Source organism: Anaeromassilibacillus sp. SJQ-1 (genome assembly GCF_046693725.1).
Taxonomy (GTDB): Bacteria; Bacillota; Clostridia; order Oscillospirales; family Acutalibacteraceae; genus Anaeromassilibacillus.
Window position 1 is genome coordinate 62182 of record NZ_JBKEIV010000022.1, and the last position, 22264, is coordinate 84445.

17 protein-coding genes and 1 pseudogene are annotated in these 22264 nt (G+C 46.8%); 8 read left to right on the top strand and 10 right to left on the bottom strand.

The features are described from left to right. Positions 1 to 84: 84 nt before the first annotated feature. The gene (locus ACGCCZ_RS06160; protein WP_054324751.1) at positions 85 to 1125 is read left to right on the top strand and encodes an alpha-hydroxy-acid oxidizing protein; all 1041 of its coding nucleotides are present in this window, start codon (positions 85 to 87) and stop codon (positions 1123 to 1125) included. A gap of 1404 nt (positions 1126 to 2529) precedes the next feature. On the opposite strand, the gene udk is transcribed toward ACGCCZ_RS06160, so the two are convergent. After that, positions 2530 to 3174: a uridine kinase gene (udk, locus tag ACGCCZ_RS06165; RefSeq protein ID WP_411655569.1), complete on the bottom strand. Its 645-nt coding sequence runs from the start codon at positions 3172 to 3174 to the stop codon at positions 2530 to 2532. Between the two features lie 14 nt (positions 3175 to 3188). Continuing rightward, complete coding sequence (locus tag ACGCCZ_RS06170) at positions 3189 to 3764, bottom strand: nitroreductase family protein (RefSeq protein ID WP_054324750.1); 576 nt, start codon at positions 3762 to 3764, stop codon at positions 3189 to 3191. Between the two features lie 393 nt (positions 3765 to 4157). Here ACGCCZ_RS06170 and ACGCCZ_RS06175 point away from each other — a divergent pair, with 393 nt between their 5' ends. Further along, positions 4158 to 5534 (top strand): citrate/2-methylcitrate synthase, encoded by a 1377-nt coding sequence (locus tag ACGCCZ_RS06175; RefSeq protein ID WP_054324749.1) that lies wholly within the window; start codon positions 4158 to 4160, stop codon positions 5532 to 5534. A gap of 66 nt (positions 5535 to 5600) precedes the next feature. On the opposite strand, the gene ACGCCZ_RS06180 is transcribed toward ACGCCZ_RS06175, so the two are convergent. Continuing rightward, on the bottom strand, positions 5601 to 6272 hold the full coding sequence (locus tag ACGCCZ_RS06180; protein WP_242967294.1) for a Crp/Fnr family transcriptional regulator: 672 nt from the start codon (positions 6270 to 6272) through the stop codon (positions 5601 to 5603). Positions 6273 to 6562: 290 nt separating this feature from the next. On the opposite strand from ACGCCZ_RS06180, the gene ACGCCZ_RS06185 reads away from it, so the two are divergent. The 6 genes from ACGCCZ_RS06185 to ACGCCZ_RS06210 all read left to right on the top strand — a co-directional run bounded on the left by ACGCCZ_RS06185 (position 6563) and on the right by ACGCCZ_RS06210 (position 14363). Beyond that, entirely contained in the window at positions 6563 to 10882 is a 4320-nt protein-coding gene (locus ACGCCZ_RS06185) for a discoidin domain-containing protein (RefSeq protein WP_411655570.1), read from the top strand. 14 nt (positions 10883 to 10896) lie between these two features. Further along, positions 10897 to 12393 carry a hypothetical protein gene (locus ACGCCZ_RS06190; RefSeq protein WP_411655571.1) on the top strand — a complete coding sequence of 499 codons (1497 nt, stop codon included), beginning with the start codon at positions 10897 to 10899 and terminating at the stop codon, positions 12391 to 12393. Positions 12394 to 12568: 175 nt separating this feature from the next. Beyond that, positions 12569 to 12760: a hypothetical protein gene (locus ACGCCZ_RS06195; protein ID WP_411655572.1), complete on the top strand. Its 192-nt coding sequence runs from the start codon at positions 12569 to 12571 to the stop codon at positions 12758 to 12760. A 398-nt stretch (positions 12761 to 13158) separates the two neighbouring features. Then, a complete protein-coding gene (locus ACGCCZ_RS06200; RefSeq protein WP_411655573.1) occupies positions 13159 to 13464 on the top strand; it encodes an imidazolonepropionase in 306 nt (101 codons plus the stop codon). 118 nt (positions 13465 to 13582) lie between these two features. Continuing rightward, a complete protein-coding gene (locus tag ACGCCZ_RS06205; RefSeq protein WP_411655574.1) occupies positions 13583 to 14137 on the top strand; it encodes an IS3 family transposase in 555 nt (184 codons plus the stop codon). 7 nt (positions 14138 to 14144) lie between these two features. Beyond that, positions 14145 to 14363, top strand: coding sequence for an IS3 family transposase (locus ACGCCZ_RS06210; protein WP_411655575.1), 219 nt, complete (start codon positions 14145 to 14147; stop codon positions 14361 to 14363). Positions 14364 to 14552: 189 nt separating this feature from the next. On the opposite strand, the gene asnB is transcribed toward ACGCCZ_RS06210, so the two are convergent. From asnB to ACGCCZ_RS06245, 7 genes and pseudogenes are all read right to left on the bottom strand, one after another. Next, on the bottom strand, positions 14553 to 16430 hold the full coding sequence (gene asnB, locus ACGCCZ_RS06215; RefSeq protein WP_411655576.1) for an asparagine synthase (glutamine-hydrolyzing): 1878 nt from the start codon (positions 16428 to 16430) through the stop codon (positions 14553 to 14555). A gap of 42 nt (positions 16431 to 16472) precedes the next feature. Beyond that, complete coding sequence (locus ACGCCZ_RS06220; protein WP_054324745.1) at positions 16473 to 17195, bottom strand: aspartate/glutamate racemase family protein; 723 nt, start codon at positions 17193 to 17195, stop codon at positions 16473 to 16475. After that, positions 17192 to 18418, bottom strand: coding sequence for an ATP-grasp domain-containing protein (locus ACGCCZ_RS06225; protein ID WP_411655577.1), 1227 nt, complete (start codon positions 18416 to 18418; stop codon positions 17192 to 17194). Before ACGCCZ_RS06225 ends, ACGCCZ_RS06220 begins: the two co-directional genes overlap by 4 nt. A 285-nt stretch (positions 18419 to 18703) precedes the next feature. Then, on the bottom strand, positions 18704 to 19462 hold the full coding sequence (gene gpmA / locus ACGCCZ_RS06230; protein WP_054324744.1) for a 2,3-diphosphoglycerate-dependent phosphoglycerate mutase: 759 nt from the start codon (positions 19460 to 19462) through the stop codon (positions 18704 to 18706). 218 nt (positions 19463 to 19680) lie between these two features. Beyond that, entirely contained in the window at positions 19681 to 21201 is a 1521-nt protein-coding gene (locus tag ACGCCZ_RS06235; protein ID WP_411655578.1) for a sodium:solute symporter family protein, read from the bottom strand. 176 nt (positions 21202 to 21377) lie between these two features. After that, positions 21378 to 21644, bottom strand: a pseudogene (locus tag ACGCCZ_RS06240) (SLOG family protein); the annotation flags it as partial. A gap of 18 nt (positions 21645 to 21662) precedes the next feature. Continuing rightward, complete coding sequence (locus ACGCCZ_RS06245; protein ID WP_411655579.1) at positions 21663 to 21827, bottom strand: hypothetical protein; 165 nt, start codon at positions 21825 to 21827, stop codon at positions 21663 to 21665. Positions 21828 to 22264: the final 437 nt, after the last annotated feature.

Consider the following 22264-nt stretch of genomic DNA (forward strand, 5'->3'; position numbering starts at 1 on the left):
GCAGTATCAGCACCTATCTGCATTCCGCATTGGAATCCTTGTCCAAATTATGGTATACTTTTTCTAAGAAAGGCGGAATGCATTATGGAGTATCGTGAAATTTTAGAAAATGCCCGAAAAATAATGGCCCCCAACTGCCGCGTATGCCGTGAGTGTAATGGCGTTGCCTGCCGGGGAGAAATTCCAGGCACTGGTGGAAAGGGAACGGGCAGAGCATTTATACACAGTTTCGAATATCTCGCAGGTATTAAAATTCATATGGATCTGATCTACGCCAATCGAGGACAGGACACCTCCTGCTCTTTCTTTGGCCAAACTTTTGCGGGCCCAGTATTCGCCGCACCTATCAGCGGATTATCCAATAATTACAATGGTTATCTGAGCGAAAAGACCTATGCCGAAGCGCTGGTCCCCGGAACCAAAGCGGCCGGATGTGCAGCTTTCACCGGAGATGGCGCCGCAGATTTCTTTTTCACCGACCCTCTTTCTGCTGTTGCAGCTGCGGATGGCGTGGCAATTCCCACCATCAAACCTTGGGACAAGGACAAGGTACTGGAAAAGATCCGGCTTGCTGAGCAAGCCGGCGCTATGGCCCTATGCATGGATATCGACTCTGCTGGACTCCCCCTTCTAGCTGCTGCAGGAAAGCCGGTTTGTTCAAAAGACGTGGATGAGCTTAAAGAGATCATACAGTCCACGAAACTCCCATTTCTTCTCAAGGGGATTATGACACCGGAAAGCGCCCAAAAGGCCGTACAAACCGGTGCGTATGGCATCGTGGTATCCAATCATGGCGGACGTGTTCTTGACCATACCCCGGCACCGGCAGAGGTTCTACCTGCGATTCGGGCCGCTGTAGGAACACAGGTCAAACTATTCGTAGACGGTGCCATCCGCACAGGTACGGATGTATTCAAGGCGCTTGCACTGGGTGCCGACGCCGTTTTGATTGGCCGTCCTTATGTTGTGGCTGCCTGCGGTGGTGGCGCAGAAGGTGTCACCATCTATACACAGAAAATTCTCTCCGAGCTACGCGACGCCATGAAGATGACCGGTTGTGCAACATTATCCGACATTACGAAGGACAAAATCAGCCTATGTCATGAAAAAGTCTCTTTCTGTTAAGCTCCTTCTTTCGAACACTCCCTCCTATGGCACCGGCAATTGAGATTATATTTTCCCATTTCGCATTTATTTGTTCTTTTACTGCGTATGCAATCGAACGTTGACAAACTTCAAGGAAAAAGAGTGGACTTTTCTATAGATTCGGTGTACCAATGAAGTGAACCAACCGGATGAGAGGGCGTACAAAACAATATTTTGGAGAATGGATTTGGGTATCGAGAAAACGACCGGGCTACCGCAGAGACAATTGGAAGAGATATTGGACGTATCTGGGTAGTCTATCTCAAAATGGGAGTTTTCCAAAGTGAAAGATACAATCCCGTTCCCACGCTGGCTTTTGCTCAACCAATACAATCGAAGGGCCGATAACAAGAAAAAGCGGTATGCATCCCATTGAGGGGTAGCATATCGCTTTTTGTTATGGAGGATTTAAGGCGGACAACATCCCATATGGCACACGGACTTTGCAATGCAAAGTGTAATGTGTTTTACACTCTGCCGGTGTTGTTGTGAAATACCGTTACCTCCAGGGAGGACAAGGACGTTTTCACGGCAAGAGGGCGAGGGGGGAATTGTGTGGTGGGGGCCACAAATACAGGGCTGGTCCCATCCGTAGACAGGGCGTATATAAACGCTCAGTTTTTCTCCTTGTTTTTCTGATTTTTGTTTTAGTATTGTAGAATTTAATACGATATTGGTGTACCTGACTGAATTCTGGTAAAACAAGAATCTACTCAACATATTTTGGTTCATATATGTTTCTAATTTCAATGTCTTTTCTACATCAACAATCTTTGAAATGAAAGAGACGGAAGTATTTATGTTTCAATCTATTTGCTCAAGATCTTTCTTGAGTATATAGACGTTTAGCTCCCACGAGTTTGACCATAAAAAAATTAAACACATGAAAAATTCAAAATTAACATAGCAAATGGGCTGAATCATATGTTGGAAAACATATAAATAGCTCGTATTATCCGTTATAATGGATGTACTATTGAATGAAGCGAGAAAAGAAAAAGTAGCTTTTTATAAAAGCCACTATCTTTATGCATATGAGTAACCTCCCATTCCGAACATAAAGAAATTTGGTACATTTTTATGGATAGAACGTTTCCCTTTTTAAAAATATTCTTATATGAACTTAGATAATGCTATGCTTTTGAACTGCTAATGTGGATTGCCATATACCTTCGCCCTGATATGGGGCTTATTGGGAATTAGAAGGATTGCAGGGGACACTCGCTCTTTTGGTCAAGCATATTCACCAGAAGGCCATACCTGGGAGAAAAAGTCATCCTTTTCATAACCAATCCATCGGGGAATTACAGAGTGCTTACAAAAAGCCGTGGAATGCAGGGATTCTGCAATCCACGGCTTTTCAGCTTTTTATGAGCACTATGGCTACATACTTGATCCTGATCGTGTAGTAGTGTGCAATAAGGCATTAATACGGTCGACCAGCATATGTAGGGCCACACGGTTTTTCCCGCCCTCCGGAATAATAATGTCCGCATATCGTTTACTGGGTTCGACAAATTGTTCATGCATAGGTTTAACGGTAAGCATGTATTGATCGATGACCGAATCCAAACTGCGCCCCCGCTCTTTGACATCCCGCAGAAGCCGGCGAATCAGCCGGATGTCGGCATCGGCATCCACAAAGACCTTTATATCCATTAAATCCCGTAGCCGCTGATTTTCAAAAATCAAAATCCCTTCCAAAATAATTACTGGCGCAGGTTCCATATGGACGGTTTGCTCCTCCCGGGAATAGGTGACAAAAGAATATACCGGGTGATCGATCGCTTGTTTCCTTTTGAGTTTCTCAACATCCTCGATCATCCGGTCCGTGTCAAAGGTTGCTGGATGGTCATAGTTCCATTTAACACGCTCTTCAAATGGAGTGTTCGCATCGGAACGATAATAAAAATCATGGGATAGAATCAGCGCATTTCCTTGCATAGCCTCCTTCAACTTGTTAGCCAACGTGGTCTTTCCCGATCCCGTTCCACCCGCTACGCCAATTACCAAGGGCGCTTTATCCAAAATGGCCGCCCCCCTCAAAGCAAAATGTCTTGTAAGCTACGTTTGGGTACGTAATGAATGTCATTTTCATCGCGATAATAGTCAGTAACGCCGTCCTCACCCACTTCTGTAAGAACGATTTGCTCGTCCGGTTTTCCTAAGGCGATGAGCAATACCGGAATGAAGCGGTCTGCCAAATCTAGCGCTTGTTGAATCTCGTCCGGATTGAAATTGCCAATCATACACCCTCCCAGACCTTTCTCTACAGCTGCCAACAGAATCGTCTGCGCCACAATCCCCACATCTTTTTGAAACCGTTGGATTGCCGGATGCAATTGTGTATCCTGACAGATCACAAGGAAGGCGGTTGGGCAATGGCCTGGATGCGGCAACTGCATGTGGGGAAGCGCGCGGGCCCATTTGGTGAGTGGTTGAATCTTTGCAACTGTCTCCGGATCGCAGGCTAAATAATACTTAAATGGTTGCATGTTTACACTGGAGGGTGTGTAACGTGTACAGTCCACCAAATCCTCCAGCTCCTCACGGGATATTTGACAGCTTTCGTCGAATCCACGGTAACTTCGATTTTGTTTTAGCAAATCCTTCAGCAAAGGAATCCCTCGTTTCTTTGCCCACAGGGGGTTTTCTTTTTATTGTAATCCAGCTGAACATTTGATACAAGGGTTTCCCCTGAGAAATTTTTGTATATCACTGCATTTTTATTCATAAGTTTTCAGGAAACTAGGCATTTATTGCATCGATTTATCTTGATTCGCCCGACAACTTTCGGCGATTTTATGTGATTTCGCACAGAGTTCACAGTTCGTTAACACAAGGATTCTTGCTAAAATATGCGAAATGTTATATACTTAATTATATTAGTTAACTGTTTTGGGCAGAAAAGGGACCCGGTGGGATGGGAATGAGCAACTGCCGGTATCGGCCCCGGGGGAATTTCGTGTGATACTTCCTCCTATCATCATACTTGGAAAAGGGGAATCAGAATGGCAAAAAACGCGAATCATGAATTTTTTGAGATTACACCGGAGATTTTGGAGTTGACCGATCTCTGTAAAGCGCATAGTACCATCGACACCAGTCTTTATGCCAAATACGATGTAAAGCGCGGTCTTCGCGACATCAACGGCAAAGGTGTGTTGACCGGTCTGACCGAGATCTCTGACATTATTTCCTCAAAAGTGGTGGATGGCAAAACGGTTCCCTGCGAGGGCAAGCTCTACTATCGGGGAATCGATGTTGAAGAACTGGTGGCTGGATTCCTTCGCGAAAACCGCTTTGGTTTTGGGGAAACCATCTACTTGCTTCTGTTCGGAGAACTGCCCAATGTACAGCAGTTGGACGAATTTAAGCAGATTATGAATAAATACCGTACATTGCCGACCAATTTCGTGCGTGACATCATTATGAAAGCGCCTACATCCGACATGATGAACACACTGGCCCGCAGCGTACTAACTTTATATGCTTATGATGAAAAGGGCAACGATACGTCCCTGCCAAATGTATTGCGCCAGTGTATTGAACTGATTGCCCTGTTCCCACAGTTGGCCGTATATGGCTATCAGGCATACTACCGGGAGTTGCATCCTTCTAACAGTTTCTTTATTCACGCTCCTCAGCCAGAGCTTTCCATCGCAGAAAATATCCTGTATATGTTGCGATTGGATCACAAGTATTCCGATTTGGAAGCCCGGATTCTCGACCTGGCGCTGGTGTTACACGCGGAGCACGGCGGTGGCAATAACTCTAGCTTTACAACACATGTGGTCGCTTCCTCTGGCACGGATACTTATTCGGTGATTGCGGCAGCCTTAGGCTCTTTAAAGGGGCCAAAGCACGGTGGTGCAAACATTAAGGTTGTAAAGATGTTCGAAGATATGAAGAAAAATATCAAAGACTGGACCGATGAAGATGAGATTCGCAGCTATCTGCATGCTTTGCTCAATAAGCAGGTATTCGACAAAGCTGGATTGATCTATGGTATGGGTCATGCGGTATATTCGATCTCTGATCCACGTGCTAATATATTTAAGAAGTTTGTCAAAAAGCTTTCTGAAGAAAAGGGGCTCTCGGATGAGTATGGACTGTATTCCCGCGTAGAGCGCCTTGCACCAATCGTTATTGGAGAAGAGCGCAAAACTTACAAGGGTGTAAGCGCTAACATCGACTTCTATAGCGGTTTTGTTTATCATATGTTGGGGTTGCCTTCTGAGCTGTTCACGCCTGTTTTTGCAATGGCACGTATCGCAGGTTGGAGCGCACACCTCTTGGAAGAACAGATCAATGTTGGTAAGATCATTCGTCCTGCATATATGAGCATCTCTGCACATCGCAATTACATTCCATTGGAGGAACGATAATCTACCACTTCATATGCAATATTGGGAAACAAAAATGCAGCATGGATCATTGACCATGCTGCATTTTTATTTATCTCGGGAAGCAAAAGCAAACCTTTTTAATGCTTCCCTATCCAAGATACCAATTTCACGGTAACGTGTGGCAATCCAGCCTCGCCTTACAAAATCTCCCAAAGTTTTGCTTACCGTCACCCGGGACGCCCCTGCTAAACCAGCCAGTTCTTCGTGAGTACAGTGTACCGCACGCCGCTCCTGCATCGCCGCCAAATTCAAAAGCAACTGGGCAATCCGCTGATCGGCCTGCAGAAAGGTCATATGGTCCACTTGTGCGGAAAGCATCCGCACCGTACGCGCAAGGTATTCGAGCAGATCCATCGCCAAAACCGGTTTCTCTTGAAAATATTTCATCAAATTTGGACGGTCAACCGCGATAATCTCCGAACGAGTTAGAGTTCGCGCGGACGACATCCGCGGAAGGCGATCCAAAAAGGCAGCCTCTCCAAAGAGCTTTCCTCCTTCTAAAATCGTCAACGTCTTTTCCATCCCATTTTCAGAGGTCAAGAAAATCTTTACCCGTCCTTCTTTCAGGTAATACAGACAATCGGCCCTCTCTCCCTGTAAGTAGACCATCTCTCCCTTGGCATACGTCCGTGGAACCTGGATGGTTTCAAAGATATTCCAAATTTCTTTTTTTAAATCCAATCCCTGCGAATCCAAAAAGTAGTCGGAGCCTTCCACAATATCCCTTCTTTCTTTTCCATTGTATCACCCAAGGCAGTTCCCCGCAACGAAAACTTTTAGCAATAAAATCAGTCAATATAATGGAAAATTTTTAGAGAATCGTTCTAAAAGCCTCATTGAAAATCACATTATTTTGTGATTATATTATACATAAAAGATCGCGTATTATTTCCATCACTTTAATCATGTGGAGGAATACAAACGAAATCTATATCAGGCGAAAGGAGGGGTGTATAGCATCGGGTTAGACACGATCATCTATTGGAAAAGGAGGAAGTTGTACAAGTATGAAAAAGAAAATCACAGCACTTTTCCTGGCATTATCTATGGTGCTGACTGGCTTTGGACTCGTGCCTGCCTCTGCCTTCTCAGCAGGAGAAAACATTGCACAAAATAAGCCGGCAACTACCAGCCGTGCAGACCGTTACAATGCCGACATGACCCCGGCGATGGCCGTCGATGGCGACCCTTCTACACGATGGGCAACGGGAGCTTATCTTCCAGAACGGCACGGCCCCACGGACGAAAACTGGATCTGTGTGGATCTCGGCGTTGTTTATGATCTTTCACGTGTGGTGCTGAACTGGGAAGCTGCCTATGCCACAAGCTATGACATTCAGGTTTCCAACGATTATACCACATTTACCACCATCTACAGCGGCTCTGCAGATAAGGCCTCTGTTCAGTCCATTGAGGTTTCTGGCTCGGGACGGTACATTCGAATGTATGCAAACTCTGTATTCCGTGCAGACTACGGCACCTCTCTTTATGAGTTTGAAGTATATGGTACACCTACATCCGATCAACCAGTCACAACCGACACTGTACATATCCACATTGCAGGTTCGGACAATGGCTGGAGTATCTGTTCGACCGGTACTTGGGCTCCAAAAGGCGGTAAAACCCAAATCCGCTTTATGCCGCTCGATAACTGTACATTGCAATCTGTTTTAGTAAATGGGGAAGACATGCAAAGCCAGGTGCAACCAGATGGAACCTTGATCTGCCAGGCCGATGAAGACTTGGAAATCATTCCCACATACTCCCGTATTCCCTCCGCACATTTCGAAGCAGAGGATGCAAAGGTTGTCGACGGCAATGACGAGACAATCTCTGGCACGATTGTTCAGGATGAAGCAGCCAGTGGCGGTGCCTACATGGGAAGTACGGGCGGAAAGGGATTCATCTTGGAAAGCACTGTCATGGCGAACCGTATTTCTGTCGCCTACGCCTCTCCAAATACCGGTACGATCCTTGTATACTTGCTTCAAGAAGATGACTCCTATGTCAATATTGGAGCCATCAACTTTCTGACGACGCAAGGCTGGTATATGGATTCCCTGAAGATTGCAAGTTCCGACGCCCTGTATATCCCCGAGGGGTCCACCATAAAACTGGTTCCGCAGGTAGATGTCAATCTTGATTACTTTACATTATCGTATGGACAGCTTTATCCGGAGGAAAGCGTTGGGAAAGACACCGTACTTGCGAAAAATGCGTACCTCAGCGGTGCTTCCCCCACTAAGGATATCATGTCCACCGCTGGTACAGCGGTAAAATTGGATCATTCGGGACAATCCGTCTCCTTCACAGTACCAGAGGACATTGGCGAAATCAATGTGTACAATTTGAAGTATCGTGCAGAGGCAGATACCTCTATCTTGCTAACCGTTGGAGATTCTCCTGCACAGACGGTCGTTCTCCCTGCAACGCGTCCTCATTACTATGAAAGTTTTGGAGAAAAGGAGATTCCCATTCAATCTGGAGAAACCATTACAGTCGCCCTTGCGGAGAACAACGAATTGTATTTGGACAGCATATCGTTTCGCTATGCTGAACCGATCGATCGCTTTGTTGTAGATCATTTACCATCTGCTGGCGAACGTATAGAGGTCCCTATGAACGGGATCTGGGAATGTACTAGTTCTACTTTCAGTGCTGGCGATCCCGTGCCGCAGGCAATTCCTGAAAAATTCGACAACTCCATTCCTGTGCCGGGGTTCTGGGATCAGGCCAGCATTGCCATGCCCAACTATGTCACATCTGCATTGTGGTACCGCACAACCCTCACTTTGCCAGAGAAGCCGGCAGACAACGCGATCCTACACATCGGAAAAGCCTACTATGGGCGTTATGTGTTCGTCAATGGACAATATGCGGGGGACTATCCCTATAACTTTACGTCGTCCAACACGGACATCACATCCTACCTACATGCCGGAGAAAACGAGATTGTTATCATGTTGGGAAACTATAACCAACAAAAAAATGATCCCGACTGCCCTGCACATGTTGGCACCGATGGCGAGCGCAATTCGTTCTATTCTGGTATGATCGACGGTGTCTCCCTCATCTTAAATGCCGATCCGGTTGTGACAGCTTTGCAAACAGCGCCCAATCTGGAAACAGGTTCGATTCAAACCCGCACTACTCTAGAAAACAAGTCTGATATGGATGTTACAACAGATGTCACCTTCCGAATTTACGAATTGGGTATCTTCCAAAATGGAACGCCCACCCAAGACCAACGACTCGTTGCATCTTATGTAGAACCAGATGTCACAGTACCAGCAAACAGCCGTATAAAATTGGATGTCGATGCTATTTATATTGAGGATTGCACAGAAGAGAAATACTGGGCACCGAACAATCCATATCTATACAAAATTGAAGTTCAGACATCTGGAGACACATATTCGGATCGTTTTGGTATGCGCACCTTCTTCTTTGATCCAGATACGAAACTCCCCATGCTCAACGGTGAGGTCCACTATCTGAATGGTACAAATATCGCTATGAACCGCTTCTATGAAGACCCGCTTCGTGCAGATCATCCATTTGACCCTGAGTGGGCACGTGCGATTTATCGGGAGTTTAAGGACATGCATTGGGACTCATTCCGCTTCCACAACGGCTTTGCTCCAGACATCTGGTATGATATTGCCGATGAAGAGGGCCTCATGATTATGGACGAATTTGCCGTCTTTGGCGGCTGCTCCGACGGCTGTACTGTGGAAACCCTTAAACCGGAAATGTACGCCTGGATGGATGAGCGTTGTAACAACCCTTCTTTGATTATTTGGGATATTCAGAACGAGGTTACAAACAATTCGCTCTTTGGTGAAACCATTCAGTCCGTACGCGATTATGACATTCAAAACCGTCCCTGGGATAACGGTTGGTCGGACCCGCAAAGCGATACAGATACTTGTGAATGCCATCCGTACCTGTTTTTGAACAATTCTTTTACACTCTCCGATCTGAATACTTTCCCCAATACGGAAATGAAGAGCAGTAATCAGGATTCCTGGGGTAATGAGAACCCCAAGATTTTAAATGAATACGGCTGGCTGTGGCTGGACCGCTACGGCGACCCTACCTCTTTGACTGGAGGATATTACGAAAAATGGATGCCCAATGCCACACGTGAAGAACGATTGGCGTTCTATGCAAAGGCCCTGGCACAGACAACAGAATTTTGGCGTGAAGGCCGGCATTATATGGGAATCATGCAGTTCACGGGTCTTAATTATTCCAAACCGAATGCTGGTGGTGCAACAAGCGACATTCTTATGCCGGACCTTACCATTCCTACTGTCCGCCCCTGCATCAAAGAAGCCTTCCGAAATGCATTCGCTCCGGTCGGTATTATTATTAAGGACTGGTCAGAAACGGTACGGCCTGGCGCCGTCAAGGAGGTCCCTGTTACGATCATCAATGATCTCAATGAGGATTTGCAGTCCCTGGAAGTCACTCTTACAGTCACAAAGGATGGCAAAGAGATCTTCCACGAAACCAAATCCTATGATGTAAAAGCAGCAGGCGATGTGGATGGAAATGACCGGCAGGTACAAACCTTTACCGTCCATGTCCCGCGCTCTACCTCTGGGGAATATTCGATCGTCGCTTCCTACTCTCGCAATGGCGAGACCGTCTCTAGCAACCGTACTTGGGCCGTAGATAACACACCCATGAGTATCGCTGAAGGCAAGAATGCCTTTGCCAACCTTGAAGAAGAGGATTATCCGGCTAAAAATGTAACCGACGGCAACAGCACCACCCGTTGGAGTTCCTATATCGAAGGGTCCTCTGCGGAAGAACTAGACAACGCTTGGATTACAATCGATCTCGGAGAATCCTATCACATCAATAAAGTCCGCCTCGCTTGGGAAGCGGCATATGGAAAGGAATACCTCATTCAAACCTCAGACGATAATATTACCTATACAACCATCTATTCTGATACTGCGTCTGGCGAAGGGGAACAAACTTTTGCAGTAGAAGGAACGGGACGATACCTTCGAATGCAGGGAGTTAAACGCGGAACCTCATTTGGGTACTCCCTCTACAGTTTTGATGCTTGGGGAGAACTTGTCCTTGCTCCTAAATACGCGGTTTCGATTGATGATGTATTGGGTGGGACAGCAACTGTGTCCGTTGATAAATCAGAGGCGAAAGAAAATGAAACGGTATCCATCTCTATCTCCGATCTGGAAGCGGGTAAACAAATTGACTCCGTAACCGTTGTTGACGAAGATGGTTTTGAGGTAGAGGTTAGCCAGCAGTCAGATAATACATACATCTTCACCATGCCCCCTGCGCAGTAAACATACACGTATGTTTGACGGCCGCAGAGCCGCAGTTGTTGACCGTACAGTGGAGCAGCAATGCAGCGGTGGAAGTGGAAGGAAATGCAGATGTGGTGATCTCCACGGATGCAATCTACGGCGCGAAAGTGATGCCGGGCGAAGAGCTGACCTTTACCTTCACCCCGACGGACGGCGCGTTCGCCAGTGCACAGCTCAACGGAGAGGACATCCCGTTTGAACCAAACGGCTTTACGTACACCTACACGATGCCGAATGAGAATGCAAGACTGCGCTTTACCTTTACGAAGGTGGACAAGGACATCTTGAAGATTGTCCTAGATGAGGCGAACAACGTAACGCAGGAGGACATCGACCGCCTGGTACCGGAAGTGCGGGAACTCTTTGTGAATGCCCGGACCAACGCACAGGAGGTCTACGACGATCCGACTGCAACCCAGGAAGAGGTCAACAAGGCCTGGGACGAGCTGCTAAAAGCGATGCACCTGTTGGAGTTCGAGGAAGGCGACAAGGAAGTGCTGCTGCCGTTGATTGAAATCGCAGAGCAGTTGGCGGAGAAGTTGGATGCATTCAAGCCGAGCAGCACGGAGGGCTTCGAGGAAGCGCTGAAAGAGGCAAAGAACGTCTATGCGGAAGAGAACCCGCTGAAGGCGGAAGTGGACAAGGCATATGAGAACTTGCAGAAGGCGATTGAAAATCTGAAATACCGTGCAGACCTGTCGGTGCTCCAGACCGTGGTCGATGAAGCAAGGAGTCTGGATATGGACAGCTATATCCAGGACGAGGCATTCCAGACCTTTAATGGAGTGCTGGAAGATGCAGAGACGATGCTTGGGAATCCGGAAGCTGGACAGGAAGAAGTGGATGCAATGGCGAAGAAGCTTGCGGAAGCAATGGCATCCCTGCGGAAGATCCCGAGCAGAGAAGAATTGCAGAAGCTCATCGAAGAGACAGAAGCGATCGACTTGAACGGCTATACGGACCGCAGTGTGGCAAACCTGGAGGCAGCGCTACAGGTAGCAAAGGCAGTCGCCGGGGATGAAACCGTGGACAACCAGACAATCGCAAAGGTATATGTAAACCTGGAAGCAGCTGTAGCAGGTTTGGAGAAGACGGAGACGCCGAAGCCCAACCCGAAGCCGGACAACAAGGGAGGAAAGGGAAGCAGTTCTGTGAATGCCTCCAACTCCTATGGAGCGGCAGGCGTCGTTTCTGCGGCACAGAACGTCTCGACCCAGAAGGCGCATGTGATGAGTGACACGACAGTGAACTTCACGCTCAAGAGAGGCAGCGCATACTGTTTCAAGATGACGGTGGTAAATGGAAACAACCAGACGCCGGGCTTTACGGTAGGCAACGGCAGCGTTCTCAAGACGCAGTTTGTGGCGAAGGTTGGGAACGATTACTACTACAGAATCTATGCAACCGGCACACCGGGCCAGAGTACGGGCATCTACACGGCCCTGCCGGGTCAGAATGCAGTGAAACACTGCACGGTGACCATTGGTTGATGTCGGATACTTGTGAAAGACATAAGTGATTCGATCAAGCAACCACTGCTGGAAGAGAGCCTGCGTAGGAACGCCATAGGCGCGAAAGGCGCTGTGCGTCTACCGGGCTAGGGTAGGGGGGCTTTACACGACCCTGCCGGGGCAGAAAAGCCACCGAAACACTACGCAGTAACCATTGGTTGAATGCACGGATACCTGCGAAGGGCATAAGGCATTCGATCCAGCAACCGCTGATGGAAGAACAGCCAGCGTAGGAAACGCCATAGGCGCAAAAGACGCTGTGCGTCCACCGGGCCAGAGCACGGGCGTCTACACGACCCTACCAGGGCAGAATGCAGTGAAACACTGCACGGTGACCATTGGTTGAATGCCGGATACCAGCGAAGGGCATAAGCCATTCAATCCAGCAACCAATAGTAAAGAGTTTCGTAGGCAATACCCTAGGCGCGAAAGGCGCTGTGCGCCCACCGGGCCAATGTACAGGTGTTTACACGACACTACCGGGTCAGAATGCAGTGAAACACTGCACGGTGACCATTGGTTGAATGCCGGGAAGTTTCGGAAGGTATGCAAGTTTTCGCGTTCAACCAAGTGTTCAGTGATTCATGTGGTTCGAAATCTCTTGTAAGTGTTCTATATAATTCATCACATCAGCAAAATAAAAAGAACCCCCGTCCAGCTTTTGAACAGGTCCCGTAAAAACGGAGAATAGACAAAAAGCCCCCTGATGTAGGAAAATGAAATACTACATCAGGGGGTATTATCATGTCAAAAAAGAAATGGACAAACATCAAAATTCTCGGGGCAGAGATCAACACAATGCGCGAAGCAGGGAAATCCAGACAAGAAATAGCGGACTATTTCGGCCTTGATAAAGTTCAAATTAAGAACGGGGTTCATCGATACAACAAAGAGGTAAAACGTACGTCATTCGGAATTGCGCCACGCCCAAAGGGGCGTCCGCGCAAAGACGGGCAACCACCTCGGCAGAACGAAAAGAGCGAACTGGAACGGCTTCGCATGGAAAACAAGCGGTTGCAGGATTTTCTGCAATTCACAGAAAGGAAGTGAGGCCAAAAGTAAAATATCATGTTATCTATAGGAACCGAGAGCGTTATCCTATCTCTGTCATGTGCCGGTTTTTTGAGGTATCCCGGAGTGGATATGATGACTTTGTCCACCGTTTGGAATGCAAGGAGAAGGTGCAGATTTGGTGGAAGCTATCCACGTTCAGCGAGGGCGCTGCTTCAAGATATATGGATATCGACGGATGTGGCTGTGGCTGGAGAAACAAGGTACGCGTCGCAATCCCAAGATAGTTCTGCGAATCATGAAGAAATACGGCCTTTTGGCAGAAATTCGCCGCCGGAGAAAATGGGTTCAGGTGGGCCAACAACTGCACAAATATGAAAATCTTTTGAATCGTCCATTTCAAGCAGACAGGCCCAACAGCAAATGGGTGACCGATATCTTCTACATCCACACCAAAGAGGGAGTGTTGTACCTATCCATGATTCGTGATTTGTATGATAACAGCATTGTTGCCTATAAGATCGGTACACAGCAGACGGTGAATCTCGTTCTGGATACCATCCACCTGGCTATGATGAAGGAGAAAGAGAGTCGCTGCAACGTTGTAGCTCCACAGCGACCAAGGGTTTCAATACACTTCCCGAGAGTATTTTCACCTGACTCAATCCTATGGTATAACGCCGTTCATGTCAAGACATGGAAACTGTTATGACAATGCTATGGCAGAAAATTTCTTCTCCATTCTAAAAACAGAGTGCATCTCCCGCCTCAAGCCAACGACATTTGCCGAGGCCAGGGAAGGCATTGACAGCTACATTTATCTTTACAATCACGGATCGTATCCATTTAAAAGCTGGAGTGGCGCCGCTCACGCTGCGCCACTCCGCTTAAAACTTAATTTTTCCTACCAAGGGGCTTTTTTTGCGCTGTCCGTATAGTTTGGGGCAGGACATTTTGCAGGGCGGTGGCTCTTTTATTGGCCATAATAACCTGTATGGATTAAATACGGAATAATCTCTGTCCAATGGGTAAAAACCTAAATCTTTCTCAACAATTTTCAGAGAAAAAGTCTTATCGAGCCCCATTTTTCGAAAGACCCTTTGATTCCAGAACTTTTGAAAACATTATTACTTGCTTTCAAACACTTCATGCGAACTTTCTTTTTCTTGCAGAAAAAACTGTTCATACCAGAGGATAAACGAATATACCGACCAGATTCGCTGCATGTTGGCCGCTTTTCCTTCCTTATGATCGTTCAAGAGCTTCATAATCGCTTGCTGGTTAAAAAATTGCGCCGCAACTGGCCCTTCAAACTTTTCTCTGACCATATTGTAATATTTGTCCTGCCGCAGCCAGTCATTCAAAGGCACCGGAAAACCTAACTTTTTCTTATTGGCCGTACGCTCTGGCAATTGCTTGAGCGCTGCCCCGCGCAGAGCTACTTTGGTCACATCCCCATGTACACGATAGCGTGAAGGGATCTGCATAGCTAGCTCTAACATTTTTTTGTCGAGAAACGGTACGCGCAACTCTAAGGAATTCGCCATGCTCATGCGATCCGCCTTTTGCAGGATGTCGAACAACATCCATGTATGAATATCCACATATTGCAATTGTGTCGGTTCATCCAAGTCCTGTACCTTATCAAAATACGGCCTCGCATAATCCACCGGGTCTTTCTGATGGTAATCCTTTTTCAAATAACGATTCACATCGCCATAAGTAAATACAAAATTACTCCGCATGAATCGTTGATACGGCTCCAAGCCGCCGCGCACAAGGAAATTCTTTCCTTTAAAATTTGGGAACTTCTTTGCTGCTGAGGCGACCGTACGGCGCAATCCCTTTGGAATTTTGCGATATTTTTCAAAATGCATTCCAGCAAGATACATTGGGTACCCGCCAAAAAGTTCATCCGCTCCTTCTCCAGAAAGAACGACCTTCACATACTTCCGCGCATTCTGTGCCAAAAAGTAAAGAGGAACCTCCGAGGGATTGGGAAGCGGTTCATCCATATAGTATTGGATGATCTGATTTGCTTCAAAGAATTCATCAGCGCTTACCTTGTTACTGATGTTCTGCACACCGATCACGCGGGAAAAATCCTGTGCATACGGCAGCTCGCTATACTTTTCTTCCTCGTAACCAACCGAAAAGGTTTTTACATCTTTAGCAACCTTTGAAACTTCGCGCACTACATAGCTGGAATCTACACCGCTGGATAGAAAACATCCAACCTCCACGTCGCTGATCTGGTGGGCTTCTACACTTTTGGTAAATTCCTCCGTGATGCGGGATTCCCAGTCTTCTAAGGATTTCGATTCATCGATTCGGTATTGAATGTCGTAGTATTTATGGATGCGGAGGGTTCCATTCTGATACTCAAAATAGTGGCCTCCCAGGAGCTTATAAACATTTCGAAACATCGTTTCTTCGTCCGGAATATACGAATAACACATATATTCGGGAAGCCGCTCCTCATTTAGCTCCAAGCAAAACGACGGATGCTCCAAAAAACTTTTTACCTCTGAGCCAAACAGAAAATCACCGTCTTTTTGGTAATAGTAGAATGGTTTAATCCCAAAGATGTCCCGTGCGCCAAAGAGCTTTTGGGCCTTGTTATCCCAAATCACAAAGGCATACATCCCACGCAGTTTTTGCAGCAATTCCGAGCCGTATTCCTCGTACCCGTGTAACAATACTTCCGAATCTGTGGACGTCTTAAAGACGTGTCCCTTTGCTAGCAAATCCTTTCGCAATTCCTGGAAATTGTAGATCTCTCCGTTAAATACCAGGACCTTAGTCCCATCTTCATTTCGAATTGGCTGGGAACCACCCTCTAAGTCAATGATACTCAACCTACGGAATCCCAGTGCCATGTTCGCATCCACATAATAATCGTCCTGATCCGGGCCACGATGTGCAATGCGGTCTGCCATCGCCTTAATCACTGCATCGCGATCTCCGCCGTAGCCATTTGTAAAAAATCCTACGAAGCCGCACATGGACAAAGCCTCCTTTTCTATCCATCGATCCAACGAAATTTTTCATGACTGTGTAATCAGCTGTTTACAAGCTGGGCGCAGAGGCTTTCCACATCGTTTGATGCTCGCCTGTGCCAATACGTCCAGGGCATCCAATACACCGGGGCCAACGGGCCTATCTCGCTTGATGAGCGAAAGCTCTGTACAGCCCAAAACAATGCATTCCGCGCCCTGTTTGCGCACCGAAGCCGCTGCGGATTGGAATTTTTCCCACTCCAGCGGACGGCCTGCTTTATAGTCGTCATAAATCAGACTCATCACCCGCTCCTGATTCAAACCATCCGGCAAAACACAACCAATTCCCTTCTCCGCCAATGCACTCTGGAACAAAGAGGCACGTATTGTCCCAGTGGTCGCCAAGATTCCCGCTGTGCGTACCCCATTTTCCTTCAAGTAACTGGCGGTTTCCCGCAGGATATGGATAAACGGAATCCGAACCGCAGCAGAAAACGCGGAGAACAGCGCATGCGAGGTAATGCAGGGGATGGCAATACAACTGGCCCCCAGCTGTTCCAACTTTCGGGCGGCGTCTACAATCGGCGGCAATGGAGAGGGGTTTGTAGAATCCAAAATATAGGCGGTTCGATCTGGAATGGATGGCCGGTTAAATACAATGACATCCAAATGCTCCTGATCCGTTTGTGCATCCGTCAACTCTACAATACGACGAAGAAAGTAGGAAGTGGCCATTGGCCCAAGCCCTCCGATGACACCCAGCGTTTTCATTCGTGCAGCCCCTTATTGCCAAAGCATTTTTTATATTTTTTCCGGTAGTTCATCTGATTGAGGAAAAAGGCTAGCTCATGCTTAAAGTTTCGATCCGGTTTATATTGCATCGACTGGCAATATTTTCCCTCCTGAATCAGTGTGCGCGCTTTTGCTTTGAGAGCCTCATCGCGCACATATTTAAAAATAACATCCTTTGGAATGATACTCCAAAGTACTTCATTGGTCGCAATGGTCAAAGGCTGCTCTTTATGTTCCAAAACGTCTTCCACCAACCACTTGGCCATATTATATCCTGCGGCCGTTACATAAAAGCTGCTTCTCCCCTGCCTTAAGTTCATCTCAAAAAGCTTGTAGCGTCCATCGCGTGGATCAAATTTCATGTCAAAATTGGCAAATCCAATATAGCCAATCCCCTCTAAAAATGCGCGCATTTGCTCGGACAAAGCATCGTCATGCGTGCTAATGATGGCCGCATAGCTTCCGATTCCTTCGGGAGAGTGCTCTTCCAACAATGCATGTCCCAGGGCAATCAGCTTTACCTTTTTATCCCGGCCACAGTAACAGTTCATCACACGCATATTGCTGTCGTCCCCTGGAATATATTCCTGCAAAATCAAATGGTCTTTATAAGAAGAACCATAGATTGCATCCAAAATGGCGTCAAATTCTTCCCGATTGTTCGCTACAAAGACCTTTTTCTTATATTGAAAATGACAATTCCAGTATGCCACCGAATTGCTCGGCTTGATGATCACTGGAAAATCAAACGGCAGTTTTACACCTTTATAGGTCTCATAAGAACAAGTCGTGGTTTTCGGGAAGGCAAATCCGTGTTCTTCACAAACCTGGTAAAAACTCTCCTTGATGCTGAGACGCATCAGGAGAGGCTCATCAATACATTCAAAGCGATAATAAGGACGCAATTGTTCCTGATTTCGAACCAAAAGCTTTATATAATTGTCGCCACAGGGTACCAACAGCAGCGTTTTGTTAGGGTAGCGCCCTGCAAAGTCAATCAGAGTTTTGCAAAACACAGCATCGTCTTCCAAATTGGGCTCTACGCATTCCACCGACACAATCGAACTGTTTGAGGTGGCATTCAAGCGGCCTTTTCCTACCGCTACACTTTTGATTCCGTACGCCTCATGAAAGGAACGCGCCATTCCATACACATTCACATCGCTGCCAAGCAATACCGGCAGAAAATCCAACTGGCCCATGAAATTCCTCTTTTCTTCGATGTTATTCTGCAAACGCCCATGCTATGCACAGGCTGTTTTTCTCTTTCTCATTATGGCCCCAAGCTGCGTTCCCATACGCTGCCCCGCCAATATTTGTATATTATACTATTTTTGCCTAGGAATGACAATAAAAGAATCCCTTTTGAATGCAGGCAAAAACTGTGCAGGTTGCAATTGAACCCTAAAATAGCTCCAGCCGTGCACGAATGACGCACACGGCTGGAGCTGGGGAATGGAATATAAAGCGCAAACGCTCTTATTGATTTATTTATTGGCCTTTCCCTGGTTTGCCACGCTCTGCATTTTAGCAGCAATCGCATCCGGATCGCCCAAATACTCTTTATGAACAACGCGGAAATCTGGTCCAAACTCATACACAAGCGGTACGGCTGTCGGAATATTCACCCCTACGATCTCTTCCTCGGAGAGATCCTCAAAATACTTAACCAATGCCCGCAGCGAATTGCCGTGTGCAGCGATCACAACACGTTCCCCCGCCTCGATACGCGGACGGATTTCCTGCTCAAAATACGGAATCACGCGTGCGATTGTGTCCTTCAGGCTTTCCGTTAGCGGCAAAAGTTGTGGATCAATGCCGCGGTACTGTGCATGGCCACGTGGATTGCGCTCGTCACTCTCTTCCAATGCAGGGGGCTGAATATCAAAGGAACGGCGCCAAATCTTCACCTGATCTTCGCCATATTTCTGTGCCGTTTCGGATTTATTAAGCCCTTGCAGCGCGCCATAGTGGCGTTCGTTAAGCTTCCAGCTCTTTACCACCGGCAACCATTCGCGGTCCATCTGTTCCAAAGTCAAATTTAATGTATGGATGGCACGCTTTAAATAAGAAGTATAACAAATATCAAAATCATATCCGGCCTCTTTGAGCGTCTTTCCCGCCTGTGCCGCCTCCTGGCGACCAGTCTCAGAAAGGTCTACATCCGTCCAGCCGGTGAACAAATTCAATTTGTTCCATTCGCTTTCGCCATGGCGAATCAGTACTAATTTTCTATTTTGACTCAATTCCGTCACTCCTTGTCTTTGGTTAGCTTTTGCTAACTGTGTTTATATTTATTATATACCATTTGTATCCATATTTCAAGGATTCCTTTTCCGCCATTCTCTCTATTTCTCAATATATCCAAAAGTTCAGGCCGCTATGCATCAAAAACCCGCGTCCCAAATCTTTGGAATGCGGGTTTTTGGCTGATTCTTTTTCGCTTTTATTCGCATGTAAATGTTTATTTTACATAACCGTGTGCTGCACGCCACTCCTCCGCTGTACCGCTGTAGAAGAAGTCGTTTGTCTCGCCGCTTTTCCATCCCATTCGGGTAGCTATCTTGCTGACTACAACACAGAGGATCGGAGAGATCACCATGGCGGCACAAGCATAGATCGGTCCATCCGGCGTTGTAAAACCGGAAAGAGCCACTGGTACAAATGCGGTGAGAAAACCTCCCAACATGCCGGCCCAAGCTTCCGCACGGTTGATTCCCTTCCAATACAATGCAATCGCATAGGGGGCAAGGAATGCGCCGGAGATAATCCCCCAGGAATAGGACATCATCTCTAAGATCGGTGTGGGATAATTCGCCACTATGTAGGAACCAATCACGAATATTAAACACAACACACGCGTCAGCATAGCTACATTTGCATCGCTCATTTTGGGCTTCCATTTCCCTTTGATTAGATCCATTGAAACCGTGGAGCAAGCGGTCAATGTGATACTGGAAAGCGTCGAAACCGATGCAGAAATCAAAAGGACCAACACAATTCCAATCAAGATATTCGGCAACCCCGCCATATTCAGCATATTCGGGATGATATAATCCTTACCTCCCTCCGGCATGGTATCCCCAAAGAACAGGTGGGAAAAGGAGCCAATAAAATAGCCGCCACCCGCCACCAACAGAGCAAAGAAAGTGGAAATTACTGTACCGCGCCGAACTTCTTTGTCATCGCGGATTCCATAGTATTTGTGCACCATCTGCGGTAATCCCCATGTTCCAAAGCTGGTCATGAGAATCGTCGCCACCAAGGACAAAACGGTCTGCGACGACATGGGCGTCATCCCGCTTTCGTTCATATAATCGGTCATCCGCTGGAACCCCTCGGACAACCCTCCTACCTGCGGGCAAATCACAACCATAGCCAAAAGCGCTGTCACGCCAAACATCATCACAATACCCTGTACAAAGTCGGCCTTTAAGGTCGCCATATAGCCCCCCAACACCAATACCACCGCGGATGCAACTGCAATCATAATCATGCAGACCTTCTCGTCGATGTTGAGCAGGATGGAACACACACTGGTCAACCCTTTATAAACAGACGCCGAATAAGGCAACAGGAAAATAAAGATCACCACACAGGAAAAGATCTTCATGCCATTGCTCTGATACCGCATTTCAAAAAGCTGAGGCATTGATTTAATCTTTAAGCGCCGGGTAACCTCCCTGGTTCGCCCCGCCAACACCTTCCAAGCCAACAGAGACCCAAATACTGCATTTCCAATACCGACTAAAGTAGCATACAGGCCATAATTCCAACCGGAACCACCGGAATATCCGATGAACATAACTGCGGAAAAATATGCAGTTCCATAGGACAGTGCAGAGATCCAAGCGCCCGCATTACGCCCTCCGACGGTGAAACTGGCCATTCCACCGCTGCTATTTTTGGAATGAATCACACCGACTGCCAACATAAAGATGGCATAGATCGCGATGACAATCCAAATCGTCGTCTCTTTGTTCATACCATTTCCCCCTCGATCGCTTCTTCGATTTAAACCTTCGATGCTTTGACTTGATAAATTATCGCTATTCTACCAAAAAGGCAGACGAAAGGCAATTGCTTTTTTGCACAAAATATAAAGGGAAACTTGGGAAACGTGGCGAAAGAAGAAACTCTAAAGGATCAATTGTGTCCGATTCATAACGGGAATACCTTTTTTCGGCAATACATCACTGTATATTTTGTTCCACCTTTTGGGCAAACCAGGTAGGGAAGACAAACATCGCTGTGGCCAACCATATAGCGATTCCCCTTTTGCATACAACCGCGAAAGGAGTGATCCGAAATATAGAGAATATCGTCGGCATTCTTTTCAACCAGGCGTTGATAATCGGATCGGATTTCTGCCTTCCACATTTGGTCATGCCCTTTATATGGTAAGACCAAAATCAATCGAATCCATGGATTACGTTCACGTACGTTTCAGACTGCTTGTTCCGCCAAAAAATCCCCCCACGCTCCTCCTGCATAAAAAGGAACGAACCCCTCTGTAACAAGCACTTCCATTTTTGGGATGAATGATTCCGCAAGAGCAATTGCAGTTTCCTTGGTGAAGTCTCTATGGCCGGTAAAACAACAGCTTTTCATAATCTTCCTCCAGATTTGTATTCGTTTATATAGTCGTTTTTCAATTCTATTTACTATAGGATATAGAATACAATTTTTTGAGAGGTGAGGTGAAATGTTCTAAATTCATTCCAAAGCCATATAAAAAAGAGCCCATTACGATTTCGGATGAGTTCCGACAAAATCGAGCAAATCGATCGTCTATCTGCGGAATTCAACCTGAGCCGCAGCGCTTTTATCTATCAATGTATTGACTATGCAATGGAGCACATGTCCCCAATAAACCCAGAAGGCTCTAAAGGCCCCATTTTATAGGGTGAGAACTTGTTGCTATTCAGATCGATCAGGAATGTAGGCGTGTAGATGTGTTTTGAGCCATCGCCTCTCGAGACCTTTCTTTGCAGGCCTTCATAAAGCCGCTCTGGAAAACCATATTTCTTTTCATCTCCCAGCGCTTC

Excerpts from the sequence above, each read along its gene's own strand:
- ACGCCZ_RS06245 (WP_411655579.1), bottom strand. The coding sequence starts at position 21,827 with ATGAAAAGCTGTTGTTTTACCGGCCATAGAGACTTCACCAAGGAAACT.
- ACGCCZ_RS06200 (WP_411655573.1), top strand. The coding sequence starts at position 13,159 with ATGTCAAAAAAGAAATGGACAAACATCAAAATTCTCGGGGCAGAGATC.
- ACGCCZ_RS06205 (WP_411655574.1), top strand. The coding sequence starts at position 13,583 with ATGCAAGGAGAAGGTGCAGATTTGGTGGAAGCTATCCACGTTCAGCGA.
- ACGCCZ_RS06185 (WP_411655570.1), top strand. The coding sequence starts at position 6,563 with ATGAAAAAGAAAATCACAGCACTTTTCCTGGCATTATCTATGGTGCTG.
- asnB (WP_411655576.1), bottom strand. The coding sequence starts at position 16,430 with ATGTGCGGCTTCGTAGGATTTTTTACAAATGGCTACGGCGGAGATCGC.
- ACGCCZ_RS06175 (WP_054324749.1), top strand. The coding sequence starts at position 4,158 with ATGGCAAAAAACGCGAATCATGAATTTTTTGAGATTACACCGGAGATT.
- ACGCCZ_RS06225 (WP_411655577.1), bottom strand. The coding sequence starts at position 18,418 with ATGGGCCAGTTGGATTTTCTGCCGGTATTGCTTGGCAGCGATGTGAAT.
- ACGCCZ_RS06235 (WP_411655578.1), bottom strand. The coding sequence starts at position 21,201 with ATGAACAAAGAGACGACGATTTGGATTGTCATCGCGATCTATGCCATC.
- ACGCCZ_RS06210 (WP_411655575.1), top strand. The coding sequence starts at position 14,145 with ATGGCAGAAAATTTCTTCTCCATTCTAAAAACAGAGTGCATCTCCCGC.
- ACGCCZ_RS06160 (WP_054324751.1), top strand. The coding sequence starts at position 85 with ATGGAGTATCGTGAAATTTTAGAAAATGCCCGAAAAATAATGGCCCCC.
- ACGCCZ_RS06220 (WP_054324745.1), bottom strand. The coding sequence starts at position 17,195 with ATGAAAACGCTGGGTGTCATCGGAGGGCTTGGGCCAATGGCCACTTCC.